The 23,087-nt window shown below is 68.4% G+C and carries 15 protein-coding genes; 4 read left to right on the top strand and 11 right to left on the bottom strand.

Going from position 1 to position 23,087, the window contains the following annotated elements; all coding sequences use genetic code 11:
* The first annotated feature begins 34 nt into the window (after positions 1-34).
* On the top strand, positions 35-1,591 hold the full coding sequence (locus tag C1Y63_RS05505; protein WP_106015463.1) for a DUF5336 domain-containing protein: 1,557 nt from the start codon (positions 35-37) through the stop codon (positions 1,589-1,591).
* Between the two features lie 59 nt (positions 1,592-1,650).
* On the opposite strand, the gene C1Y63_RS05510 is transcribed toward C1Y63_RS05505, so the two are convergent.
* The 7 genes from C1Y63_RS05510 to C1Y63_RS05540 all read right to left on the bottom strand — a co-directional run bounded on the left by C1Y63_RS05510 (position 1,651) and on the right by C1Y63_RS05540 (position 10,352).
* Positions 1,651-2,370, bottom strand: a complete 720-nt coding sequence (locus tag C1Y63_RS05510) for a response regulator transcription factor (protein WP_106015464.1) — start codon at positions 2,368-2,370, stop codon at positions 1,651-1,653.
* Positions 2,363-5,056, bottom strand: a complete 2,694-nt coding sequence (locus C1Y63_RS05515) for an ATP-binding protein (RefSeq protein WP_369831020.1) — start codon at positions 5,054-5,056, stop codon at positions 2,363-2,365. Before C1Y63_RS05515 ends, C1Y63_RS05510 begins: the two co-directional genes overlap by 8 nt.
* A 135-nt stretch (positions 5,057-5,191) precedes the next feature.
* Positions 5,192-5,758: a potassium-transporting ATPase subunit C gene (locus C1Y63_RS05520; RefSeq protein WP_106015465.1), complete on the bottom strand. Its 567-nt coding sequence runs from the start codon at positions 5,756-5,758 to the stop codon at positions 5,192-5,194.
* A 107-nt stretch (positions 5,759-5,865) separates the two neighbouring features.
* Positions 5,866-7,941 carry a potassium-transporting ATPase subunit KdpB gene (kdpB, locus tag C1Y63_RS05525; protein ID WP_106015466.1) on the bottom strand — a complete coding sequence of 692 codons (2,076 nt, stop codon included), beginning with the start codon at positions 7,939-7,941 and terminating at the stop codon, positions 5,866-5,868.
* On the bottom strand, positions 7,938-9,578 hold the full coding sequence (gene kdpA / locus C1Y63_RS05530) for a potassium-transporting ATPase subunit KdpA (protein WP_106015467.1): 1,641 nt from the start codon (positions 9,576-9,578) through the stop codon (positions 7,938-7,940). Before kdpA ends, kdpB begins: the two co-directional genes overlap by 4 nt.
* Complete coding sequence (gene kdpF, locus C1Y63_RS13275; RefSeq protein WP_106015468.1) at positions 9,575-9,661, bottom strand: K(+)-transporting ATPase subunit F; 87 nt, start codon at positions 9,659-9,661, stop codon at positions 9,575-9,577. Before kdpF ends, kdpA begins: the two co-directional genes overlap by 4 nt.
* A gap of 262 nt (positions 9,662-9,923) precedes the next feature.
* Complete coding sequence (locus tag C1Y63_RS05540) at positions 9,924-10,352, bottom strand: helix-turn-helix domain-containing protein (protein WP_106015469.1); 429 nt, start codon at positions 10,350-10,352, stop codon at positions 9,924-9,926.
* A 185-nt stretch (positions 10,353-10,537) separates the two neighbouring features.
* Between C1Y63_RS05540 and C1Y63_RS05545 the strand changes: the two genes are divergently transcribed.
* The gene (locus C1Y63_RS05545; protein WP_106015470.1) at positions 10,538-11,242 is read left to right on the top strand and encodes an NAD(P)-dependent oxidoreductase; all 705 of its coding nucleotides are present in this window, start codon (positions 10,538-10,540) and stop codon (positions 11,240-11,242) included.
* A gap of 145 nt (positions 11,243-11,387) precedes the next feature.
* Positions 11,388-12,005 (top strand): TetR/AcrR family transcriptional regulator, encoded by a 618-nt coding sequence (locus C1Y63_RS05550; RefSeq protein ID WP_158256094.1) that lies wholly within the window; start codon positions 11,388-11,390, stop codon positions 12,003-12,005.
* Between the two features lie 177 nt (positions 12,006-12,182).
* Here the strand turns inward: C1Y63_RS05550 and C1Y63_RS05555 are convergent, their stop codons facing one another.
* The 3 genes from C1Y63_RS05555 to C1Y63_RS05565 all read right to left on the bottom strand — a co-directional run bounded on the left by C1Y63_RS05555 (position 12,183) and on the right by C1Y63_RS05565 (position 17,486).
* Positions 12,183-14,717, bottom strand: a complete 2,535-nt coding sequence (locus C1Y63_RS05555; protein ID WP_106015472.1) for a 3-hydroxyacyl-CoA dehydrogenase/enoyl-CoA hydratase family protein — start codon at positions 14,715-14,717, stop codon at positions 12,183-12,185.
* On the bottom strand, positions 14,714-16,057 hold the full coding sequence (locus C1Y63_RS05560; RefSeq protein WP_106015473.1) for an acetyl-CoA C-acyltransferase: 1,344 nt from the start codon (positions 16,055-16,057) through the stop codon (positions 14,714-14,716). The genes C1Y63_RS05555 and C1Y63_RS05560 overlap by 4 nt, the downstream gene beginning before the upstream one ends.
* Positions 16,058-16,229: 172 nt before the next feature.
* A complete protein-coding gene (locus tag C1Y63_RS05565; RefSeq protein WP_106015474.1) occupies positions 16,230-17,486 on the bottom strand; it encodes an acyl-CoA dehydrogenase family protein in 1,257 nt (418 codons plus the stop codon).
* Positions 17,487-18,455: 969 nt separating this feature from the next.
* Between C1Y63_RS05565 and C1Y63_RS05570 the strand changes: the two genes are divergently transcribed.
* Entirely contained in the window at positions 18,456-19,964 is a 1,509-nt protein-coding gene (locus tag C1Y63_RS05570) for a 3-oxoacid CoA-transferase (protein ID WP_106015475.1), read from the top strand.
* Positions 19,965-20,058: 94 nt separating this feature from the next.
* Here C1Y63_RS05570 and C1Y63_RS05575 read toward each other — a convergent pair whose 3' ends face one another.
* Positions 20,059-22,902: a carbamoyltransferase HypF gene (locus C1Y63_RS05575; RefSeq protein WP_106015476.1), complete on the bottom strand. Its 2,844-nt coding sequence runs from the start codon at positions 22,900-22,902 to the stop codon at positions 20,059-20,061.
* Between the last annotated feature and the right edge of the window lie 185 nt (positions 22,903-23,087).

Consider the following 23,087-nt stretch of genomic DNA (forward strand, 5'->3'; position numbering starts at 1 on the left):
CACGGGGTGGGGGTTGCCCTTGAGGGAGGCTCCCATGGCTACTGGCTCCACCACCCACACTCTTCGCATTCTGCTGGGATGCTCACTGCTGCTGGCATGCGTCGTGCAGGTGCTAGGTCCCAGCGTCAGCGGGCTGCGGCTGCTTCTCGCGGGGATTCCGCTGACGATGCTGGCGCTGCTGCTGGGCATCCACATGGAGCTGACGTTCCGCACTGCGGGCCCGCTGCGGGTGGTGGGGCTGGGCTTTGTGCTGCTGGCGTTGGGGTACGTCATCGACGACAGCAGCCCGGCCGCGTGGATATTCACCACTTTCGGCACAGCGCTGGCTGTGTGCGCGCCTCTATTGTGGGCGCCGACTGCGCTGGTGTGGGTGGCGGTGGTACTGCTGGCTGCGGGGGATGTGCTCGGCATCCTCCCTACTCCGCAGCAGGCGGTGTTCCTCCCGATCAGTGTGCTGCCCCTGTTTGAGCGCGCCGGCTGGTTGGTGCTCGTCGCTTTCGGGATGCTGGCGGGGCGCGCGATCCCACAACAGGCTGAGCCTGCTGAGTCCGCTGAGTCCGCTGAGTCCGCTGAGTCTTCTGACGCTGCGTCCCCCTCCCGGGGCCGCCGCCTGCTGGGTGTGCTGGTGGCAGTGGGCGTCGTCGCGCTCGGGGTGCGGGTGTACCTGTTCGGTTTCGGTGGTGGCGAAGCCCTGGCCACAGCAGTGGCGTTCCTATTCGACGGCGATTCCTACGGTTTCGTCAACGGCGCGCTGGCGTTCGTGCCGCTGTCCGGCGGGTGGCCGGATCTGCTCCTCCGGGGTGCGATAGCCGCCGGGCTGCTCAGCGGGCTGGCACTCATGCCGTGGCGGGCTCGTCTCCTGCGTCCCCTCAGCGGCTTCGTAGCCGCCTGCGGCGCCATGGTGGTCTCCGTGGCGGTCGTGCATGCGGCCGTGCTGGCGGCAGCATACGACGAGACGGCCACCGCCCCGCAGGCGAAGGTCTACCAGGACGTGTCCTCGACTGTGCCTGCGGCGGCGGAGACGCAGCTGTTTGCGCTGCGGGATGCCCTCCTGGCGGACCCGCAGTGGCAGGCGGACGACACGGAAGCGCTCATCCGGCTGCTCAACATGCCGGCGCAGTTGCTGGCCGCCCACAGCATGGTGGAGGAGTCCTCCCTTGAACTGCCCAGTCCTACCCCCGCCGGCGTCGAGGAAGGGGAGGAACCTATCCCTGGGCTTATGGTGTTCGCCCAGCAGGTGCGCGCCCGCCTTGCGGCGGCCACCACCTTCGAGGACCTCGGCCAGCTCGACGAGGACATTGATGACTTCCTCGCGGACGCACTCGCTGATTCCACCCTGCCGCAGGGAATGCCCCCGGTCGACGAGGATGACCCCGCAGCCGACATCATTGCGGCCTACCGCACGAACCCCTGGCCGGCGGACACGCTGACGCTGGGGGTGCTTCCCGGGTGGGCGCTGGCACTCGACGCGACAGCTATCGTTGGCTGGGTGCTGCTGTGGTGGCGGGGGCTGCGCAGCACTCCCCTACAGTGGCTGCAGCGCCGCACCGCCACATGGTGGCGCCAGCCCTCGCCCTCAGTGACGTCCTGACACACAGCTTCCACCGCTGCGCCACGCCCCGTGGGCCCACGCCCCTGTGCGGCATCGTCTCAGAGTTCGAAGCGATAGCCGGTGCCCGGCACCGTGAGAATGTGGGCCGGGTTTTTCGGGTCTCGTTCCAGCTTGTGCCGCAGCTGGGAGATGTAGACCCGCAGGTAGTTGGTTTCCCGGTTGTAGTTGTCGCCCCACACAGCGTGGAGGAGATCCAATTTGCTCACCATGCGTCCCCGGTGACGCAAAAGGTAAGTGACGATATCCCACTGGTTGGGTGACAGGCGCACCGGTGCGCCGTCGCGGTACACCGCACCGGCAGCGAGATCGAAGCGCAGCCACCCATCATGGGTACTGATCTGGGCGGCGCCCTCGCCGGCGGGGGCGGACCGTCGCCGCAGCGCCGCCCGCACGCGGGCGAGGAGTTCGCCCATGGCAAAGGGTTTGGTGACGTAGTCGTCGGCACCGCTGTCAAGAGCTTCGATTTTGCCTGCTTGTTCGTGCCGGGCGGAGACCACGATGATGGGCACGTCGGACCAGCCGCGGGTGCCGCGCAGCACCCCCAGCCCGCTGGTATCGGGCAGCCCAAGGTCCAGCAGCACCAGGTCGGGTGCCCAGTCGGAGACGTCGACGAGGGCTTGGGTGGCGCTGGTGGCGACCCGGGTGGCATAAGAGCGGGCTTTGAGATTAATGGCGATTGCCTGCGCGAGGGCAGTGTCGTCTTCGACGATGAGAATGCGGGTGGCGGTGGATGCGGTGGTGTCGCTGGGGCTACCCATGGGTGGTGCTCTCCTGGGTGTCGGCGGGTGCTGCGGGGAGGGTGATGATGAAGGTGGCGCCGCCGCCGGGGGTGGGTTCGTAGCCCAGGCTACCGCCCATCGCTTCCACGAAGCCTTGGGCGACCGCCAACCCCAATCCGAGGCCTTGGTTGCCGTGGTCGCCGAGGCGTTGGAAGGGCACGAAGAGATCCTCCACTTTGTCGGGCGGTACTCCCGGACCGTGGTCACTGATCCGCAGGGCCACCTCGGCACCCGGGGTGCAGGTGGCGGTGATGTGCACCGGGGAGGCGGGCGCATAGAGCCGGGCGTTGATGAGCAGGTTCGCCAGCACTCGTTGCATAAGGCCGGCATCGCCGATGACCTCCGGGCAGTCATCGGGGATGTCTGTTGTGGTGTGAGCAGCGGCTTCGGGCAGTTCGGCGACGGTGGCGTCCACCACGTCGGCGACGCGCAAGGGGGTTTGGCTGACTGTGACGGCGTGGGAGTTGACCCGGGACATGTCCAGCAGGTTGCCGACGACGGTGTCGAGGCGGTCGGTGGATTGCTCAATCATGGCCACCAATTGGCGGCGCGTGTCCTCGCCGAGGTCGACGTCGTCGAGGGTGAGGGAACTGACGGCCGCTTTGATACCGGCCAAAGGGGTGCGCAGGTCGTGGCTGACGGCGGTCAGCAGCGCCGTGCCGACCCGGTTACCGGCTTCCAGGGCGGCGGTCGCGCGCCGCATCGCGTCGATGTCTTCCCGCGCCAGGAGGGTGGCGATACGGCCCCCGTGGGCCTCCATAATGGTGAGGTCTTCGGGGGTAAGCTCCCGGCCGGCGTCCCACACCACCAGCCGAAGTTCCTCCGACAGGGGGATGCGGGCCCGCCCGGGGGCGGCGGGCTCCGCATCAACCAGCGCCCCATCGCCGGCACTGGAGGCGACGGTGAACCACTTCTTCCGCTCCGCGGCATAGCGTTGCAAGTCCACCCTGCCCAGGGCGAAGGTTTCCCGCAGCCGGCGCAGCAATCCCGTCATGTCGTCACCGCCGCGCAGCACCCCTGTCGCCAGATCAGTGAGGACCACGGCTTGTTGTTGGGCGCGACGCGCCTGCCGGCCGCGCCGCTCCGCGAGGTCGACGACGAGGGACACAGCGACCGCGATGACGAGGAACAGCAGCAACGCGACAATGTTTTCCGGGTCCGTCATGTTGAACGTGTGGGTGGGTTCGGTGAAAAACCAGTTCGCCAGGAGGCTGCCGCTGAGCACCGCGACGATGGCGGGCCTGAGTCCTGCGGCCATGACGATGAGCACGACGAGCGTGAGGTATCCCAGCAGGATGGGGGCGAAGAAGTCCGGGGTGGGGTTGAGCGCCAGCACCCCGGCGGTGAGTAGCGGTGGGCCGGCCGTTGCCGCCGCCCAGCCACCGAGGGTGCGGTGCCGGCTCAGCGGCATACCGCGCCGTAAGTACCGCCACGGGCGGCGCGGGGTGTGCTCGGCGGCGGTGGACACGATGTGCACGTCGATGCCTTTGCCCGCCTGGTCGATGATGCGGCGGCTGGTGCGCGCCGAAGGCGAAAAACGCCCGATGCCCGCCGTGCCGATGAGCAGCTGGGAGGCGTTGACACTCGTCGCGAAGTCAATGAGCGTGTCGGCCACGTCGCTGCCGAGCACGATCCGCCACTCGCCTTGGAGTTCCTCGGTGAGTTGCTGCAGCCGCGCCAGGGTCTGCGGCGCCTGGTAGCGCAGCCCATCATCAACGGCAATGTGCACGACGATGAGTTCGCGCCCGGCCTGGCGGCCGGCGATGCGCGCGCCACGCCGGATGAGCATGTCACTGTCGGCACCACCGTCGACGGCGACGACGATGCGTTCCCGGGTGGGCCAGTGCTCAGTGATGTCCTCCCGCTGGCGGTAGGCGTCGAGGCCTTCCTCCACCTTGTCGGCGAGCCACAGCAGGCTCAGCTCGCGCAGGGCGGTCAGGTTGCCCAGGCGGAAATAGTTCGCCAGGGCCGCTTCGGCGCGCACCGCATCGTAGATGTCGCCGCGGGACAGCCGGATCCGCAGCGCATCGGGGGTGAGATCGACAAGCACCACATCGTCGGCGTCGCGCAGCACCTGGTCGGGCACGGTTTCCCGCTGGCGGGTGCCGGTCACAGCGGCGACGACGTCGTTGAGGGACTCCAGGTGCTGGATATTGACGGTGGAGATGACGTCAATGCCGGCGTCCAGCAGCGTGTAGACGTCCTGCCAGCGCTTGGTGTGGGGTTCGGTGTCCTCCCCCGGGTCCGCAGGGGTGGCGGGTGCGGCAACGATAGTGTGGGCGAGCTCGTCGACGAGGGCGACCCGGGGCGCGCGGCGGAGGATGTCGGCGACATCCATGTCCTCAAACGTCGCGCCCTTGTGCTGCACCGTCAGGCGGGGCACGACAGGGAGACCCTCCACCTGGGCGCGGGTGCGGGCCCGCCCGTGATCTTCAACGAAACCGACGAGCACATCCACGCCCTGGGCGGCGAGTTCGTGCCCTTCCTGCAGCATGGCGTAGGTTTTGCCGACTCCGGGGGCGAATCCGAGGTACACCTTGAGGCTTCCCCGCCGCGTCCCGCGGGCATCTCCTGTGCCTGCCGTCTCGTGTGTGCTCGCAGTTGCTTGCGTCGCCGTGTGCCCCACGTGCTTGTGTTCCTTACAGCTTGTCTCGTGCCACGGCACCGAAGGAAGGGCGTCTGCTCCCCTTCGGTGCAGCGGCGGGGTGCGCGACTGCGCACCATCAGTGCTTTCTTTTCTAGCGCGTGTACCCCTGTGCGCGGGCCGTGTGCGGGGGCCTTACGGGGGTAGCACGGTGTGTTAATTGGTGGCCGCGGTGCGCTGAACCGCCAGGTTCAGCAGGAGCACGTTGACGCCGCGGCCTTCGGTGGCGTCGCCGATGAGCTCCAGGAGCTGTTCCTCTGCCACTCCGGTGGCGCGGGCCACGCGGGGCACCTGCAGTGCCGCGTAGTCCGGGGAGATATGGGGGTCAAGCCCGGAGGCGCTGGCGGTCACGGCGTCCACCGGCACGGCCGCCGGGTCCTGCAGTCCTTCCTCCGCCATGATGGCGAGCCTGCGGGCATCGACAGTGGCGATGAGCTCCGCATCGGTGAGGGTGAGGTTCGTGGCCCCGGAGTCCATGGCGTCGTAGCCGGCGGCCGAAGGCCGGGAGTGGAACATGTCCTGACCGGGGAATTCTTGGCCGATGAGCCGGGAGCCGACCACGGTGCCGGTGTCGTCGGTGACGAAGGACCCGTCGGTCTTCGCCGCGAACGCCCGCCCCACACCCCACATCGCGAAGGGGTACACCACCCCCAGCACGAGGGTGAACAGCAGGAGAAACAGTGCGGAGGTGGCCAGGGTACGGCCGAAACGCGGAGGCAACATGGGTGATGCCCTTCCTTTCGTCGGTGGGTACGTGCACCACGCACCCGATCACAGAGGGGGTCCCGCGCCCCGTGGGTGGGGCGCCGGGTGGGGCGGCAGCTGCCGCACTAGAGGGTGAGTACCGCGCTGAGCAGCATGTCGATGAGTTTGATGCCGAGGAAGGGCACGAGGACCCCTCCGAGGCCAAAGATCGTCAGGTTGCGGCTGAGCAGCTTCGCCGCGCTGCCCGGGGTGTAGCGCACCCCCTTGAGCGCCAAGGGGATGAGCGCGATGATGATGAGCGCGTTGAAGATCACCGCCGACAGGATCGCCGACTGCGGGGAGTGCAGGTGCATGATGTTGAGCACCTCCAAGCCGGGGATGGTGGCGACGAACATGGCGGGGATGATGGCGAAGTATTTCGCCACATCGTTGGCGATGGAGAACGTCGTCAGCGCACCACGGGTGATGAGCAGCTGTTTGCCGATGTCGACGATTTCGATGAGTTTGGTGGGGTCGGAGTCCAGGTCGACCATGTTGCCGGCTTCTTTGGCGGCCATGGTGCCCGTGTTCATCGCCACGCCGACGTCTGCCTGCGCGAGCGCCGGCGCGTCGTTGGTGCCGTCACCTGTCATGGCGACCATCCGGCCGCCTGCCTGTTCCTTGCGGATGAGGGCGAGTTTGTCGTCGGGGGTGGCTTCGGCGAGGTAGTCGTCGACACCGGCCTCCGCGGCGATGGCTTTTGCGGTCAGTTCGTTGTCGCCGGTGACCATGACGGTGCGGATGCCCATCTGCTTCAGGGTGGCGAAGCGCTCCACAATGCCGTCCTTGACGATGTCCTTGAGGTAGATGACGCCCAGCACTTCTGCCGAGCTCGGAACCCCGGGCAGTGCCGCATAGGGGGTGTCCCCCGGGGTGGTGGGCCCGGTGCGGGCCACCACCAGGGCGGTGCCGCCCCGGGAGCTCACGTCAACCACGGTGTCGCCGACCTCGCCGGGGACGGTGCCGCCGTAGGTCTCGACGAGAGCGCACATTTCACTCGCCGCCCCCTTGAGCACACAGGAACCGTCCGGGAGCGCCACACCGGACATGCGGGTCTGGGCGGTGAAGGGGATGAACGTCGCGTCCCGGAACTTGTCTTCCGGCAGTGCGCCGACAAGTCCCTCAGCGAGGGTGACGATGGAGCGCCCTTCCGGGGTGTCGTCCGCCAGGGAGGACAGCTGGCAGGCGGTGGCCAGGTCATCGCGGTCGACGCCGGGGGCGGCGATGATCTCGGCGGCGTGGCGGTCGCCGACGGTGATGGTGCCCGTCTTGTCGAGCAGCAGCGTCGACACGTCACCGGCGGCCTCCACGGCGCGGCCCGACATGGCCAGCACGTTGCGCTGCACCAGGCGGTCCATGCCGGCGATACCGATGGCGGAGAGCAGCGCCCCAATCGTGGTGGGGATGAGGCAGATGAGCAGCGCGACCAGCATGACGGGGTCCTGGCCGGCACCGACGAACTCCGCGGTCGGCGCGAGCGCCATGACCACGACGAGGAAGATGAGGGTGAGCACGTTGAGCAGGATCGACAGGGCGATCTCGTTCGGGGTCTTCTTCCGCTCCGCGCCCTCGACGAGGGCAATCATGCGGTCGATGAAGGTCTCCCCCGGTTTGGAGGTCACAGACACCACGATCGCGTCGCTCAAGACCCGGGTGCCGCCGGTGACCGCACAGCGGTCGCCGCCCGACTCCCGGATCACCGGGGCCGATTCGCCCGTGATGGCCGACTCGTCGACACTGGCCGCGCCGAGGATGACATCACCATCACCGGGAATGATCTCCCCGGCGGCGACGAGCACCGTATCGCCGGGGCGCAGCTGGTCGGCGGGGACCTCCTCGACGGTCGGCGACTCCAGGCTCGGCTCGCCCACGATCCTCAAGGCCATGGTGTCGTGGCTGGTGGCGCGCAGGGTCGCCGCCTGGGCCTGGCCGCGGCCTTCGGCGACCGCTTCAGCCAGGTTGGCGAAGAAGACCGTCAGCCATAGCCACACCGTGATGAGCCAGGTGAACGCACTCGGCGTGACGATCGCCAGCACCGCGGTGAACAGGGCACCGACCTCGACGAGGAACATCACGGGGGTGCGGATCATCAGCCGCGGATCAAACTTCTTGCATGCCAGCCACAGGGTGGCGGGGCTCAGCAGGCTGGTGGAGTGGGTCATGACAGCACCTCGGTGACGTATTCAGCAACAGGGCCCAGCACCAGGGTGGGCAGGAAAGTCAGGGCGCTGACGATGAACGCCACACCGACCATGAGGCCGACGAACTGGGGGCGGTGGGTGGGGAGTGTCCCGGCGGTGGGCGGCACGGGCTTTTGTTCCGCGAGCATGCCCGCCAGTGCCAGCACCATGACGATGGGCAGGAAGCGGCCGAAAAGCATCGCTGCGCCGAGGCTCATGTTGAACCAGGGGGTATCGGCACCGAAGCCGGCGAAGGCGGAGCCGTTATTGTTCGCCGCGGAGGTGTAGGCGTAAACGATTTCGCTGAGCCCATGGAAGCCGGTGTTGCCCAGGCTGTCAGGGGTGTCGGGCAGGACGGAGCTTACGGCGACGCCGACGAGCACAATCACCGGCATCACCAGGATGTACAGGCTGGTGGCTTTCATCTCCCGGGCCCCGAGCCTTTTGCCCAGGTACTCCGGGGTGCGGCCCACCATGAGCCCGGCGATGAACACCGCCAGGATGGCGACCATGAGCATGCCGTAGAGGCCTGAACCGACACCGCCGGGCGAAATTTCGCCGAGCAGCATGTTGAGGATGAGCATCCCGCCGCCGAGCGGACTGTACGAGGAGTGGAAGGAATCCACCGCGCCCGTCGATGTCATCGTCGTCGACACAGCGAAGAACGCAGAGGGAATCACGCCGAAGCGCACCTCCCGGCCCTCCAGGGCGGGGGCACCAGCCGACCAGGAGCTTTCGAGCGACAGCACCGCCGCCAGCGACAGCCCATACAGGGTGAGCATCGCGCCCAGCACCGCAAAGCCCTGGCGGGTATCCCCCACCATGCGTCCCAGCGTGCGCGTGAGCGAGAAGGGAATCACGAGGATGAGGAAGATTTCCAGGCAGTTGGTGAACTGGTTCGGCGACTCGAAGGGGTGGGAGGAGTTCGCGTTGAAGAAACCACCGCCGTTGGTGCCGAGTTCCTTGATCACTTCCTGGGAAGCAACGAAGCCACCCGGGATGGTCTGGGCATCGCCCGCCAGCGTGGCAATCGTGGTGGGGGCGTGCAGGTTCTGAATCACACCCTGGCTCATGAGCAGCACCGCACCAATGACAGCGCCGGGGAGCAGCACCCGGAACACGGTGCGGGTGATATCGACCCAGAAGTTCCCCAGCCGGCCGTCGGTGGCCTTGGCAGCGAAACCACGGATGAGCGCGATCGCGACGCAAATACCCACTGCCGCGGAGACGAAGTTCTGTACCGCCAGGCCCATCATCTGCGTGAGCAGGCTCATCGCCTGTTCACCGGAGTAGGACTGCCAGTTGGTGTTGGTGGTGAAGGACACCGCCGTGTTGAAGGCCTGGTCGGGGCTGACGGAGTCCATCCCGAACGCCAGCGGCAGCCACGGCTGCAGACGCTGCAAGGCGTACACCGCCAGCACGCTGAGCACAGAGAACGCCAGGACGCCGGCGGCGTAGACGTTCCACCGTTGGCTGCTGCGCGGGTCAACCCCGGCGAGGCGATAGATGGCGCGCTCCACGGCGCTGTCGTGCTGGTCGCTGTACACCCGGGCCATGTAGTTACCGACCGGGATGTAGGCCACTGCGAGGGCGAGGAGCGTGAGAACAACGGGGATCATGAGAAACGCTCCGGGTTCAACAGGGCCACGAGGACGTAGATGATGGCGGCCGTGCCGAGCACACCGCCGATGATGAGGCTCATAGTTTCTCTGCCCCCTTGAGGACAGCGAACACGAGCGCGAAGCCCACGAGAATCGCGAGCAGGCACACAATGTCGTTCAACATGAGGCCAGTGTGACCCACCGTCGCCCCACCACAGGGGGCCTTTAACGCTTTCTTAACACCCCGGACCCGCCCCCATACGGGCACCCCGGACGCGTGACTCCCCCGCCACGAAGACCGTTGCTCCTGCTCTCCGCCGTCGCTGGCGACGCCCTCCCGCCATCACCACCACGCATGCAACATTAACCACCTGTTAACACCTGTGGTGCCACGGACGCCTGCGCGGCGTCGCCGCCGGCGGTGACCGCAGCCCGGTATTCCTCACCCCAGGCGGCCATCGCATCAAGAATGGGGCGCATGCTGCGCCCCACATCAGTCAGCGAATACTCCACCCGGGGCGGCACCTCAGCGAAGACTTTCCGGTGCACCAGCCCGAGGCGTTCCATCTCCTTCAAGTTCGCGGTCAGCACCTTCTGGCTGATCCCGGTCACAGTGTGCCGGAGCTCGTTGAAGCGGTAGGTGCGGCGCAACAGGGTGCGGACGATGAGGATCCGCCACTTGTTGCTCAACAGCCCGACGACGATCTCGACGGGGCACGCGGGGAGGAGCTCCCCGGGAAGTGCGGGGGTGGGGGAGAAATTTTTCGCCCCAGATTCATCCACAACCTGCATGGGTTTCCCTTCGGTGCCTAGCGGAGAAAAAAGTGCCTACTTGCGAAAAAATACCAGCCGCCGGACGCTGGTGGTGGATGCACGGGCTACCTGCGCCCCACCGGCGGACATGCCGGCGGGCACGCCGGCGGCCACAGCTCCCACACCCTGACTCTGACTCTCACTCTGACTGCAAGGAGAACCCCATGACCAACTCCCCCACCCCCACCGATGCGACTGCACCGTCCGGTACGTCCGGCACTTCTGGCGCTGCGGTGACGCCGCTGCGGATCCTTGTCGTCGGGGCCGCCGGACAGGCCGGCCGCCGCATCACCGCCGACGCGCTCTCCCGCGGCCACGCCGTCACCGGCGTCGTCCGCCGGGATGGTGTCGACCTGGGTGGCGCGCAGGTGCTCCTGCGCGACCTGTTTGACCTGTCGGCCCAGGATGTCGCGGGCGCGGATGTTGTGGTCGATGCGTTCGGCACCTTCGACCCGGAGCTGCTGCACCAGCACGGCACCTCCCTGGCACACCTGGCGGACCTGGTGGCCGGCACCGACACCCGCCTGATCGTCGTCGGCAGCGCCGGCTCCCTGCTCCTCCCCGACGGCACCCGCCTCGTGGACAGCCCCGCCATGCCCGCCCAGTTCAAGCCCCTGGCCACCGCCATGGCCGACGCCTTCGATGCGCTGCGCGCACGCCAAGACGTGCGCTGGACGTACGTCTCCCCGGCGATTGACTTCCAGCCGGACGGCCCCGCCACGGGCACCTACCGGGTGGGCGGGGATGCGCTCATGATGAACGCGGCCGGCGAATCGGTGCTCAGCTACGCGGACTTCGCCACCGCCGTCGTCGACGAGGCGGAGGCCGCCGCCCACGTCGGTGAACGCATCAGCGTCGTCAGCGTGTAAGTCACCAGCCAGCTCACACACCGCCCCGCTCACACACCGCTCCGTTCGCTCACCACCCAGCTCACTCACCGCCCCACCCCGGGGCACTGCGTGCGCGCACCGCGCATGACCGTGGGGTGGGGTGCTGCGTGCAACAATGGGGGCCATGAAAACCCCCGGCAGGAAGAGCGACATCCGGGCCGCCGCGATCGCCTTGTTCGCAGAGCGCGGCTACTACGGCACCTCCATGGCGGACATCGCCGACGCGGTCCACATCCGCGCCTCCAGCCTGTACAACCACGTGCAGTCCAAGCACGAGCTGCTCGCCCACATCATGGTGAGCTGCCAGCAGGATCTTCTCCGGGAGCACGGGGCCGCCATGTCGGGGGCGCACACCCCGGCGGAGCAGCTCAGCGCTTCCATGCGCTGCCATGTGCGTTTTCACGCCACCCACCAGCGGGAAGTGTTGGTCACCAACCGGGAGATCAATAACCTGGAGGACCCGGATCGGACGATGCTCACCCAGCTGCGGCGGGACTATGTGAGCCGCTGGGTGGCCATCCTGGAGCGGGGGCGGGCGGCCGGGGATTTTGCCATAAGTCACCCGCGGCTCACGAGCTACGCGCTCATCGACATGGGGATGGGTGTGGCCCAGTGGTACAAGGCTGAGGGGCCGGTGCCCTTGGAGGAGTTGGCGGAGCACTATGTGCGTCTCGCGCGCCGCGCGGTCGCCGCCAAAGAGACCACCGCCCCGGCAGACGGGCTGCCCGAAGAGGACAACTGACGCTCCGCGCCTGACTCGCCGCGCCACAGGTGTCCTCGGGTGCTGCCCGGCCCTCAGCGGCTTCTTTGTCACTGCTTCTTTGTCGCGGCTTTCTGTTGTCTCTTTTTCAGCCTTCCCTCCCCTGCTCTCTCCTTTCTTTTTCTCTCCTCTTTTCTCTCTACTCTCGTTTTTCCTGCCCTAGTTCTGCAGTGGTTTCCCCGTCGTGGCCAGGTGCACAGCCCGGGCCAGGTTGTCCTCCTCCAGCAGCAGCGGCGCACACATCCTGTGGGAGGCGGCGGCGAGTTCCTCGTAGGTCGCCCAGCCGGGGGTTGCGGTCGCGGTGGCGGCATGCGCGGTGAGTACCCCGGCCAATGCGGCCGCGATGCGGGCGTCGGTGCTGCTGCGCGGGGTATCACTGCCCTGAGCACCACTGTCCGAGGTGTCGGGGTTGTGTGCCGCCCACGCCGCGTCGAGGGGTTCGGCCCCCTGGTACAGGGGGAGGTCCTGAAACTGGGGTGGGGTGTAGCCGCCGGCGAGGCGTTCCGCCACGGCGATCGCCTCGGGGAGGACGTCGCCGGGGTGGGCGACGATGATGTCCTCCGGCCCCATGAGCCCCGCGTCGGCGATGGTGTACGCCCCGCGGAGGGTGTTGCCGCTGATGCTCAGGTCGAAGGCTTCCGCCACGAGCGCATCCATGTGGGCCGTGGTAGCGCCGGGGGTGTGCGCGTGCAGGCGCCGCAGCACCTGGGCGGGCCCCATCCAGCCGGGGAACAGGCCGACCTGCCGCTCCGGGAAGCCGAGGGCACTGTCGGTGTGGAACACCGCCGCATCCGTGTGCAGCAGCAGCTCCGCACCACCGCCCAGGGCCACACCGCGGGCGGCCGCGACGACGGGCACGGGGCAGGTCGCCAGGCCGTGGAAGATTTCCACCCCGCGGCGGAGGAACTGCTCAATGTCCTCACCCCGGCCTGCCTGCGCGGCCGCGATGAGGGTGTGCAGGTCGGCGCCGGCGCAGAAGGCAGTGGGGTCGTCGTGCGCGAGGACCACTCCCCGGATGCGTCCCTCGTGGGCGAGCCGCACGACCGCCGCCAGCCCGTCGAGGGCCGCCGCGGTCAGCGATCCCTTCTTCGTGGTGGCGTGCCACAGCGCAATGCCGCTAGGCAGTCCGATGACCTGGCTGTCGGGGGTGCGAAACAGCACGGGGTTTGCCGCTGCGAGCTCAGGGATCCGCACCCCCGGGGTGGGGATCTCGTCGACGACGTCGCCGGTGCTGCTGAGCACGCGCCCCGCCGCGGGGTAGAACCCGCCGGCCGCGACGGCGCGCCGCAGGAGCGCTGGCACCTCCCGGGGCGCCTGCCCACCGGCGGCGTCCCGCTGGAGGTGCTCGGCCACGAGGCGCACGCTGAACTCGCAGCCGTACGCATCCGCCAGCGCCAACGGGCCCTGCCGCCAGGAGTAGCCGTGCCGCAGCGCCGCATCAATCTGGTCAACGCTGTCACAGATCTCCTCAGCCACGGCGGCACAGTAGTAGAGGGTTTCGGCGAAGATGGCGCGAGCATACTCCCCGGCCGCAGACTCCGCCCGCAGCAGTGCCTCCCCACCGGCCGCGCACTCGCGGGCCACGTCCTCATCCAGGGGTGGGGCTTCAACATACTCGCCGGTGGCGGGGTCGATGACCTCCACCAGGCGGCGGCCGTCCGCGTCCACGCTGCGGCGCAGCAGCCCCGAGGGTCCCGTACGGCCCGTGAGGCCCCGGGCAATCAGCCCCAGGATCAGCGGGTCGTTGTGCACGGGGAAGCGGTGGTAGGAGTCCTCGGGCGGCACGGTCTCCATGAAGGAACCCCACACGTCCGGCACGAGCTGCAGGCCAATGTAATCAAACAGGCCGAACACTCCGGTCCGCGGCGTGGTGAACACCGCCTGGTTGACGGCGTCCGCGACCGTCAGCGGGATCCCCCGGTCCAGTGCGATGCGCGCCGCGGCCGCCATCCACAGGTTGCCCACCCGGTTCGCGATGAACCCGGGGGTGTCCCGGCAGCGCAGCGGCACTTTGCCCAACTGGTGGGCGATAACGTCCATGATGCGCTCCACGGTGGGAGCATCAGTCGTCGGCTGGGCGACAACCTCCACGAGGTTCATCACCCGGGGCGGGTTGAAGAAGTGGGTGACCACCATGCGGCGGGCCAGATCCTCCGGCAGGGTGGCGCTGAGCTGCGCCAGCGGAATCGTGGAGGTATTCGACGACAGGACTGCCTCAAGGCTCAGGTAGGGGGCGATGCTGTCGTAGAGCCTGGTTTTGACCTCCAGGTTTTCGAACACCGCCTCCACCACCCACTGGCAGTCGCGCAGCAACTCCAGGTCGTCCTCGGTGTTGCCGCAGGTGACCTGCTGGGCGAAGGAGGGATGGGTGAATCCGCCGCGCCGCAGCTGGGTATCCACTCCACGGCGGGCGCGGGCACTGCGATCGGGGCCGTCCTCAGGCATGTCGAGGAGCACGACATCCATGCCACAGCTGGCGAGCAGAGCGGCAATGCCGGACCCCATGGAGCCCGCCCCGATGACGGCGGCCCGGGTGAATTCCTCCGGGGCGCACCGTGCCCGGCGCGCACCCAGCGGTGCCACCTCGGCCCCGGTAGTGGTGGCGGCCGGAGCGTTGGTCGGGATGTCGGCCGGGGTGCTGGTTGGGGTGGCGGCCCGATCGGTGATCTGGGTGCTGGTTGCGGCGGTGGTCATGCGTCCTCCTTCGTCGTGGCTGCGGACTCCGCCAGGGATTCCACAATGAGAGCAATGCCCTGGCCGCCGCCGATGCACAGGGTGATGAGCCCGTAGCGGCCGCCGGTGTCTTTCAGGTAGTACAGGGCCTTGGTGGTGAGGATCGCCCCGGTGGCACCCACCGGGTGCCCCAGCGCGATCGCCCCACCGTGGGGGTTGAGGATCTCCTCGTCGAAGCCGAGCTGCCGGCTCACGGCGAGCGCTTGGGCGGCGAAAGCTTCGTTGGATTCGATGACGTCCATGTCGTCCAGGGTGAGGCCGGCGGCGGCCAAGGCCTTCGGCACTGCCGCCACGGGCCCGAGCCCCATGTGGGCCGGGTCCACGCCAGCAATGCCGTAGGCGACGATGCGGCCCAGCCGCGCCAGGTGCAGCTGCGCGGCGGTATCCTCGCCCGCGAGGACGAGCATGCAGGCCCCGTCGTTGATGCCGGAGGAATTCCCGGCGGTCACGCTGCCGCCCGGGGTGAACGCGGCCGGCAGTTCGGCGAGGGCTTCCACCGTGGTGGGGCGGGGGTGCTCGTCGGTGTCGATGGTGTGCTCCCGGCCGCGGCGACGCACTGTCACGGGCACAATCTGCTCCTCGAAGCGGCCCTGGGTGATGGCATCGTGGGCGCGCTGCTGGCTCTGCCACGCGCACGCGTCTTGCTCCGCGCGGGAAATCCCGTGGGCCTCCGCCACGTTCTCCGCGGTCACCCCCATGTGGCCACTGCCGAACGGGCAGGTCAAAAGACCCGTGAGCCAGTCAGTGAGCCGCCCATCCCCCATGCGCCGTCCGGCCCGCATACCGTCCACACTGTAGGGAGCCTGCGACATGGTCTCCGCACCACCTGCCAGGGCGATGCGTGCGGTGCCGGCGGCGATCTCCTGGGCGGCACTGATGATGGCCTGCACCCCGGAGCCGCAGGCCCGGTTGACGTTGAGGGCGGTGGCCGTATCGGGTACTCCGATGGCCCGGCCAATCATGCGGGAGGTGTAGAACCCCTGGGGGTTGACGGGGATGATGGTGCCCGCGACGACCGAGTCGACAGCGGCCGGCTCCACCCCCGCCCGGGCGCACGCCTCGCGGGCGGCGATCGCGCCGAGCTCAGCGGGCGTCAGGGAGGATAGCCCTCCCTGGAAACTGCCGATGGGGGTGCGTGCCGCCGCACAGATGACGACACCGACACCGGGCTGCCCGCCGGGCGGACCACCGCCGGGAGCGGCGGCAGGCACAGTGGCCGCAGGGGCAGCAGCGGATGCCGTAGCAGTGTCAGGGGTGGGGTCGGTGGCGGAGGTGGTGGGGTTGTGCGTGGGTGGGGTCATCACGGTGATCCTTCATCGAAGACGGCAGGTGAAGCAGAGAGAAGCAGAAGTACGAAAAGCAGGGGGACGCAGGAAGAGCGAAGAGCAAGGAAAACAAGGGGACGGAGATATACAGCGTTCCCGCCGCACACAGCAGGGGCGCGGGCGCGCCCCTGGCACGCGCGGGGAGTTATTACGCGAACGCGCCCTTGCCGGTGATCGCGCGGCCCACGATGAGCGACTGGATGGTGTCGGTGCCCTCATAGGTGTGGAGGGTCTCCATGTCCACCATGTGGCGAATCACGTGGTTGTCCAGCAGGATCCCGGAGCCGCCAAGCATGTCGCGGGCATCGGCGGCGATCTCCCGGGCGGCGCGGGTGTTGTGCACCTTCGCCAAGGCCGCCATCTCCGGGGTGAGTGCACCGGCCGCCTCCAAGTCGGCGAGGCGCCGGCAGTGCAGCGCCATGGCGGTCACCTTCTGCAGCTGGTCGGCCAGCCGCTGCTGGATGAGCTGGAAGTGGGCCAGCGGCTTGCCGAACTGGATGCGCTCCGCAGCGTGGGCGAGCGCAGCCTCGTAGCAGGCAATCCCGTGCCCGAGGGCCATCCACGCCACCCCGGAGCGGGTAGCGGACAGGACGGCAGCCACATCCTTGAAGCTGTGCACCCCGGGCAGGCGGGCCGAGTCCGGCACCCGGCAGTCCTGCAACGTGATGAGCGACTGGTCGATCGCCCGCAAACAGGCCTTCCCCTGGATGACTTCCGCCGAGTAGCCGGGGGTGTCCTGCGGGACGAGGAAGCCGTGAATAGCACCCCGGCCACCGGCACCACCGCCGGCACCGGAGTCCTCGGCGACGCGGGCCCACACGATGGTGACGTCGCCGGTCGCACCGAAGCCGATCCAGCGCTTCTGCCCGTTGAGCACCCACTCCTGCCCGTCGCGCCGGGCGGAGGTTTCCAGCGACACCGCGTCGGAGCCGTGGTCGGGTTCCGTCAGTCCGAAGCTGCCGAGCATCTCCGCCCGCGCAAGCGGCCCCAGGTAGGTGGCCTTTTGTTCCGGGGAGCCGTAGAGGGCGATGGCCCGCATGACGAGGCCCGCCTGGACAGCGATGATGGAGCCCATGGAGCCGTCGCAGCGGGCGACTTCCATCATGACCAGGCCTGCGGCCAGGGGGCTGAAGGGGGTGAACTCCTCGCACTGAATGCCGTCGTTGAACAGGCCGAGCTCCGCGAGCCGGTTCACGAGCGGCCGTGGGGTCTCGGCGCGCTCCCAGTAGTCGTTGATGACGGGCAGGCAGTCGTCGGCGAAGCGGGCGGCCTGCGCCCAGGCTTCCAAGTCGGCGCCGCTGACGTCGTCGAACAGGTGGTAGTAGTCGCTGCGCGGCCCGAGCAGATCCGCCGGGGTGAGCCCGGCAGATGCGGCGGTGGCTGTGCGCGTGGTGGGGGTGTGCATGGGGTGCTCCTCACACGAAAGAGAAGTAGGGACTGAGGGACAAAAGGTGGGGACAAAGAACCGGGAAGCCACGACCGGGCCACGAAGACCAGATCGCGCACACCGGCCGAGGGGAAGAAAACAACACGCAGCGGGACGTGGAGGACGTCTACGGACTGCGCCGGGACTCGTCCCCGGCGGTGGGCAGTGGCACATCTGGGGTGCATCACTGCGCTGCGCGTCGTGTGCTCGTAGGGGCCTGTGTGTTGGCCGCGACCACGGCACCGAGGTGGGGATTGCAGAAGGTGGGCAACTCGCCCGGGGTGCAGTGAGCGCACCCGGGGCGGGGTGAGGGCCATCCTGCGCGCCATGTCGATGAGCGGCGGCGGTGGGATGGCCGTGTGTCGTGGAGTGCGGTGATCGCTTGGGCTCCACGAACACACCAGGAAACCTAATGACGATTCGCCCCTAAATATGCCAGGGGTCACACACCGCGTCAAGGGTTTCGGCAAATTTTTCCCAATTTTCCTGCATAGATGCACCACAGACATGCGTCGCGAAGAAATTTTTCCCAAACTGTGCCCCACAACACACGAATGACTGTTAGCATGGCTGCAACGATGCCGACCGGCACCCGCACAGCGCAGACACATCCCCTCGGGAATCACGCACCCGCGGCCACCACACGCACCGCGTGTCGCGCTTCCCCCGCACCCCACCCGCCGCACGTGCCAGCTACCGCACGTGGCACGGCAGGCACTCGGTGGGCACGCGAGGAGGCCAGCGCCCCGCAGGCAACCAGTGCCCCGATGGAGATTCCCGCCTCGCGTGTGCCGCCGGCAGACGAGACATGACGATTCACCCCCTTGTCCCTCGACCCTGCCTCTTCTTCACCCTCCCCCACTGTCCCCGTTCTTCCCTTTCGTCCCTCCTTTCTCCCTCTTCTTCCCCCTGTCGTCCATTTCATGTCTTTCGAATCGAGGTCTTCCCATGGCACTCAACAAAGTCGTCAGCTCCCTCGACGAGGCGCTTGCCGGGCTTACTCCCGGCATGACGCTCACCGTCGGCGGCTTCGGCATCTGCGGCAACCCTTTCGTCCTCATCGAGGCGATCGCGGAGCGCAACATCGGCAACCTGACGGTGTACTCGAACAACCCGGGCTCCCACCCGGAGCGCGGCGCGCTGGGCTTGGCTCAGCTGGTGGAACGCAAGCTGGTGAGCCGCTTCGGCGGCTCCCACAATTCCTTCAACAAGGAGTTTGAGCGCCAGTACTTGGCCGGCGAGATCGAGGTGGAGCTCATCCCGCAGGGCACCCTCGCGGAGCGCATGCGCGCCGGCGGCGCCGGCATCCCGGGCTTCTACACGGCGACGGGTACGTCCACCTTCGTCGCCGACGGCGGCCTGCCGCAGCGTTTCGACGGCGCGGGCGGGGTGGTGCGCTCCTCGGAACCGAAGGAGACCCGCGAGCTGGAATTCAAGGGCCGGGTACGCCAGTACGTGTTTGAGCCCGCGATCACGAGCGACTTTGGGTTGATTCGCGCCCACACCGTCGACGAGGCCGGCAACTGCGTGTTCCGCAACACCGCCCAGAACTTCAACCTGGAGGCCGGAATGTGTGCGGACATCACCGTCGTGGAGGCCGAACACCTCGTTCCGGTGGGCGCGATCGACCCGAACGATATCCACCTGCCGGGCATCTTCGTCGACCGCATCGTCCCGCTCACACCGGAGCAAGCAGCACACAAGCCGATCGAGATCGTCCACACGCGCCCCACCGCCGGCGGGGACGATGCGGTGGCACACGCCGCCCATCACGAGCCGCTCGTGCGGGAGTGCGGCAAGGGCTGGACCCGCAACGGCATTGCCGCCCGCGCCGCCCGCGAACTCCACGACGGCGACTACGTCAATCTCGGGGTGGGGATCCCCACCCTGGTTGCCAACCACGTGCCCAGCGATGTGTCGATCACCCTGCAGGGCGAGAACGGCATCCTCAACATCGGCCCCTCTCCCACCGCGGCGGAGGTCGATGCGGACCTGATTAACGCCTCCAAGGCGACGATCACGCTGCTGCCGGGCTCGGCGACGTTCAGCTCCTCGATGAGCTTCGCGATGATCCGGGGCGGCAAAATCAACGCCGTCATCCTGGGTTCCCTCCAGGTCGCAGAGAACGGCGATATTGCGAACTGGGGTATCCCGGGCCGCAAGATGAACGGCATGGGTGGCGCCATGGACCTGGTCAACGGCGTCGACCACGTCATCGCCCTCATGGAGCAGCGCTCCACGAAGCATGCGGAGCCGAAGCTACTGCACCGCTGCACCTACCCGCTGACGGGGTCGGGCTGCGTCAAGCGCGTCATCACCGACTTAGGTGTCTACGACATCACCGATGAGGGTTTCCTCCTCGTCGAGCTCGCCCCCGGCGTCACCGTGGAGGACGTGGCCGCGGCCAGCGAGTGCACCATCCACGTCAGCCCCGACCTGGTGACCCACGAGGCCTAAACCCCCGCCGCCGGCAGGCGGCGGGCGCACCCCGCGCGTGGCGGGCCAACGCGGCGCACTCCTGCGAAAGTCCGTGCTCCAGGGCGCCCTTGTACTACAGGCTGCCCTCTGTGCGGCGCGCCAGCGCCACCGCCGCCTGCCCGAGGCTCAGGCCACCGTCGGTTGGCGGCACCACCTCGTGGGTCACAAGCTTCACGCCGGCGCTGTGGCAGCGCTCCCGCACGATGCCGACGAGGAGGGAATTCACCGCGCACCCGCCCGTCATGCCGACCACGCAGCCCGGCCGGGTCGCCGCTTCGACAAGGAGTGCGTCGGCGAGAAGCCAGCCGACAATGAGGTGTGCCGCCCACGCGAGTTCCGCAGCGGGATCCTCCGCAGTGTCCTGCGGGGCCGCCTGCCCCGGGGTGAAGCCCAGGTCCCGCTGGCGGGCCACCAGCCCCCGCAGCGCACCCGCGAGGCGGGTCGCGGTATCCGGCTCCTGCCAGGTGTCCTCCACCCAGGCTGTGGCCGCCGCCTGCTGGGCGCCGGTGGCGCGCCCGGCGCGCGCCTGCAGCAGGCTCGGGGCGTGCCCTTCGTAGCTTTGGCTGTGGATGCCCAGAATGAGGCAGGCCAGCCCGTCGAGGAGCCGCCCGCAGGAACTGGTGGCAACGCCTCCGGGAAAGACCAGTGGCGGGGCCGCCTCGGGACTCGGCGGGGCATCCTCGGGACTCGACGGAGAACCCTGCCCGGTGGTGCTGCGCGCCGCCCATTGCCGCCACGGCGTGAGCATCCCCTCCACCACCGTGATGTCTGCAGCGACGCCCAAGGGGTAGTCGGCGGTGGCGCCCTCCTCGTGCGGGGCGCCCACGCCCACCCCGAGGCCCAAGCCGAAGGCCGCATCCATGCCCGCCAGGATCCGCCACGGGTGCCGCACCGCGCGATCCCCACCCACAAGGGGAAACAGCGGCAGGTGCCATACCCGCTGCGCGTCGCTGAGCGTCGTCCCGGCGAAAATCTCCCCACCGAAGATGGTGCCGTCCGTGCCGTAGCCCGTGCCGTCGACGGCGGCCACCACCCACGGCACCCCCGCCCGCCAGCGGCGGGGGTTTTCCACCAGCAGGCTCGCGGCGTGGGCGTGGTGGTGCTGCACCCGCTCGAGGGGGATGGAGTACTGGGCGTGCAGGCGTTCCGCGAAGGCGGTCGTCGCGTACTGGGGGTGCGCGTCAGCGACGAGAACGTCCACGTCCTCCCAGCCCAGCCCCCGGGAGCGCAACACAGTGTCTACGGCGTGCTCCCAGGCGGTGTGCGCCGCCAGGCTTTCCATGTCGCCCACATGACTGGTGATGAAGGCGTAGCCGCCGTCGACGAGGCAGGCGGTGTTTTTCAGCTCCCCGCCCACGGCCACCACCACCGCCTCCTGGGCTTCCTGCGCCTCCTGGGCCTCCTGTGCCTCCTGCACCGCGAGCGGCAGGGCATCCGGTGCCCAGAATTCTCCCGGCAGCGGCACCGGCAGCGGGGCCCGGCCACGGCTGCGGCGAATCGGGAGGGCGGGGCGCTCCACCGAATCCTCCACCGGTGTCGCAATCGGGCGGTCGTGCAGCAGGAAACCATCAGCAATGTGGGACAGCTGACTTCTGGCCTGCTCATTCGTGTGGCACAAGGGTTGACCACTGTCGTTGCCGCTCGTACAGACCAGCGGCCTGTCGACAAGCAACTGGTACAGGGGGTTATAGGCCACCACCACCCCAATCTCCTCGAGGCCGGGGGCCACCTGCTCACACACGGGTGCCTGCGGCACCCGCGGCAGCACCACAATGGGCCGCGCCGGGTCCATGAGCACAGCAGCAGCCGCCGCATCGCACTCCACCACGGTGCGCGCCATCGCCAGGTCCCGCACCACCACCGCCAACGGCTTATCCGGGCGCTGCTTCCGCGCCCGCAGCGCAGCCACCGCCGCCGGGTTCGCCGCGTCCGCCAAGAGGTGGAACCCACCAATCCCTTTCACAGCAACGATGTCGCCCGCCGCCAACCGGGCCCGAGCCTGAGCAATCACGGCGTCCGCCATCGCCCGATCCCAGGGCCCCGCAGCCACCTGCGGGGGCGGGGCATCCACGGGCGGGGGCGGCGCATCCACCGGTGTCCCCGCACCGAGGGACGTACCCCGGCCGCGGGCCACGGCTCCATGCCCTGTTGCAGCGGGCCGCACTGGGTCCTCCCACCACAGGCGGGGACCACAGGAAAAACAACTCACCGGCTGGGCATGGAAACGCCGATCTGTGGAGTCGGCGTACTCGGCGGCGCACTGCTCACACAGGGGAAAATGCTTCATCGTGGTCCAGGGCCTGTCGTAAGGCAGGCCCTCAATGATCGACCACCGGGGACCACAATTCGTGCACGTAATGAACGGGTAGCGGTAGCGCCTATCCGCCGGATCGTTCATTTCCCGCACGCACTCCTCACAGGTGGCAACATCCGCCGGAATGAGGGTCCGCCGGGGGCGCGCCGCCGCCGGCTCGTGCTCACTGTCCTGGCCGCTGCCGCTGGCCCCATCCCCACCCCGGGACGGCACGATCCGCACCCCTGGGGACCCGGCAGCCGGGGCGGGGCCTGTGGTCGCGGGGGCCTGCTCTCTGAGGGGCAGTTCCTCCCAGGTGATGTCATCCACCCGCGCCAACGGGGGAAGCGCCCCCAACCCGGAAGCGATGAAACGCTCCACCTCGTGGGCCTCACCCTGCACGAGGAGGAACACATCCTCCCCCGAGTTACCGATCTCGCCCGCGACGGCGAAGTCGGCGGCGTGCCGCACCCAGAAGGGGCGGAAACCCACCCCCTGCACAATGCCCCGCAGGTGGTACTCGCGCCGCACCACACCCCGCACCACCGGGGTATCCCGCACACCCGGAGCTGTGTCGCGGCCGGCCCCAGGTTCGGGCACCATCTCGTGCGTCGAGGAACTCATAGTTGTCTACAGTACGACCCCGGTGCGTGCCAGGGACCCAGGGGTAGCGGTGTAGGCAGCGTCGATGCGTTCAGCAAGCCTGTTGGGGCCGGATTCAGCATCTCGTTTAGAGGTGCCGGAGGCTAAAAGGCATGCTTGAAGACCTCGTTGTCACCGCATAGTTGGCTTGGCATCTACCTATTGTG

This window comes from Corynebacterium sp. 13CS0277, from assembly GCF_002994655.1.
Lineage (GTDB): Bacteria > Actinomycetota > Actinomycetes > Mycobacteriales > Mycobacteriaceae > Corynebacterium.

Bases quoted from the DNA above. Each gene is read 5' to 3' on its own strand.
- C1Y63_RS05505 (WP_106015463.1), top strand. From the start codon at position 35: ATGGCTACTGGCTCCACCACCCACACTCTTCGCATTCTGCTGGGATGC.
- C1Y63_RS05510 (WP_106015464.1), bottom strand. From the start codon at position 2,370: ATGGGTAGCCCCAGCGACACCACCGCATCCACCGCCACCCGCATTCTC.
- C1Y63_RS05520 (WP_106015465.1), bottom strand. From the start codon at position 5,758: ATGTTGCCTCCGCGTTTCGGCCGTACCCTGGCCACCTCCGCACTGTTT.
- kdpB (WP_106015466.1), bottom strand. From the start codon at position 7,941: ATGACCCACTCCACCAGCCTGCTGAGCCCCGCCACCCTGTGGCTGGCA.
- kdpA (WP_106015467.1), bottom strand. From the start codon at position 9,578: ATGATCCCCGTTGTTCTCACGCTCCTCGCCCTCGCAGTGGCCTACATC.
- kdpF (WP_106015468.1), bottom strand. From the start codon at position 9,661: ATGAGCCTCATCATCGGCGGTGTGCTCGGCACGGCCGCCATCATCTAC.
- C1Y63_RS05540 (WP_106015469.1), bottom strand. From the start codon at position 10,352: ATGCAGGTTGTGGATGAATCTGGGGCGAAAAATTTCTCCCCCACCCCC.
- C1Y63_RS05545 (WP_106015470.1), top strand. From the start codon at position 10,538: ATGACCAACTCCCCCACCCCCACCGATGCGACTGCACCGTCCGGTACG.
- C1Y63_RS05550 (WP_158256094.1), top strand. From the start codon at position 11,388: ATGAAAACCCCCGGCAGGAAGAGCGACATCCGGGCCGCCGCGATCGCC.
- C1Y63_RS05555 (WP_106015472.1), bottom strand. From the start codon at position 14,717: ATGACCACCGCCGCAACCAGCACCCAGATCACCGATCGGGCCGCCACC.
- C1Y63_RS05560 (WP_106015473.1), bottom strand. From the start codon at position 16,057: ATGACCCCACCCACGCACAACCCCACCACCTCCGCCACCGACCCCACC.
- C1Y63_RS05565 (WP_106015474.1), bottom strand. From the start codon at position 17,486: ATGCACACCCCCACCACGCGCACAGCCACCGCCGCATCTGCCGGGCTC.
- C1Y63_RS05570 (WP_106015475.1), top strand. From the start codon at position 18,456: ATGGCACTCAACAAAGTCGTCAGCTCCCTCGACGAGGCGCTTGCCGGG.
- C1Y63_RS05575 (WP_106015476.1), bottom strand. From the start codon at position 22,902: ATGAGTTCCTCGACGCACGAGATGGTGCCCGAACCTGGGGCCGGCCGC.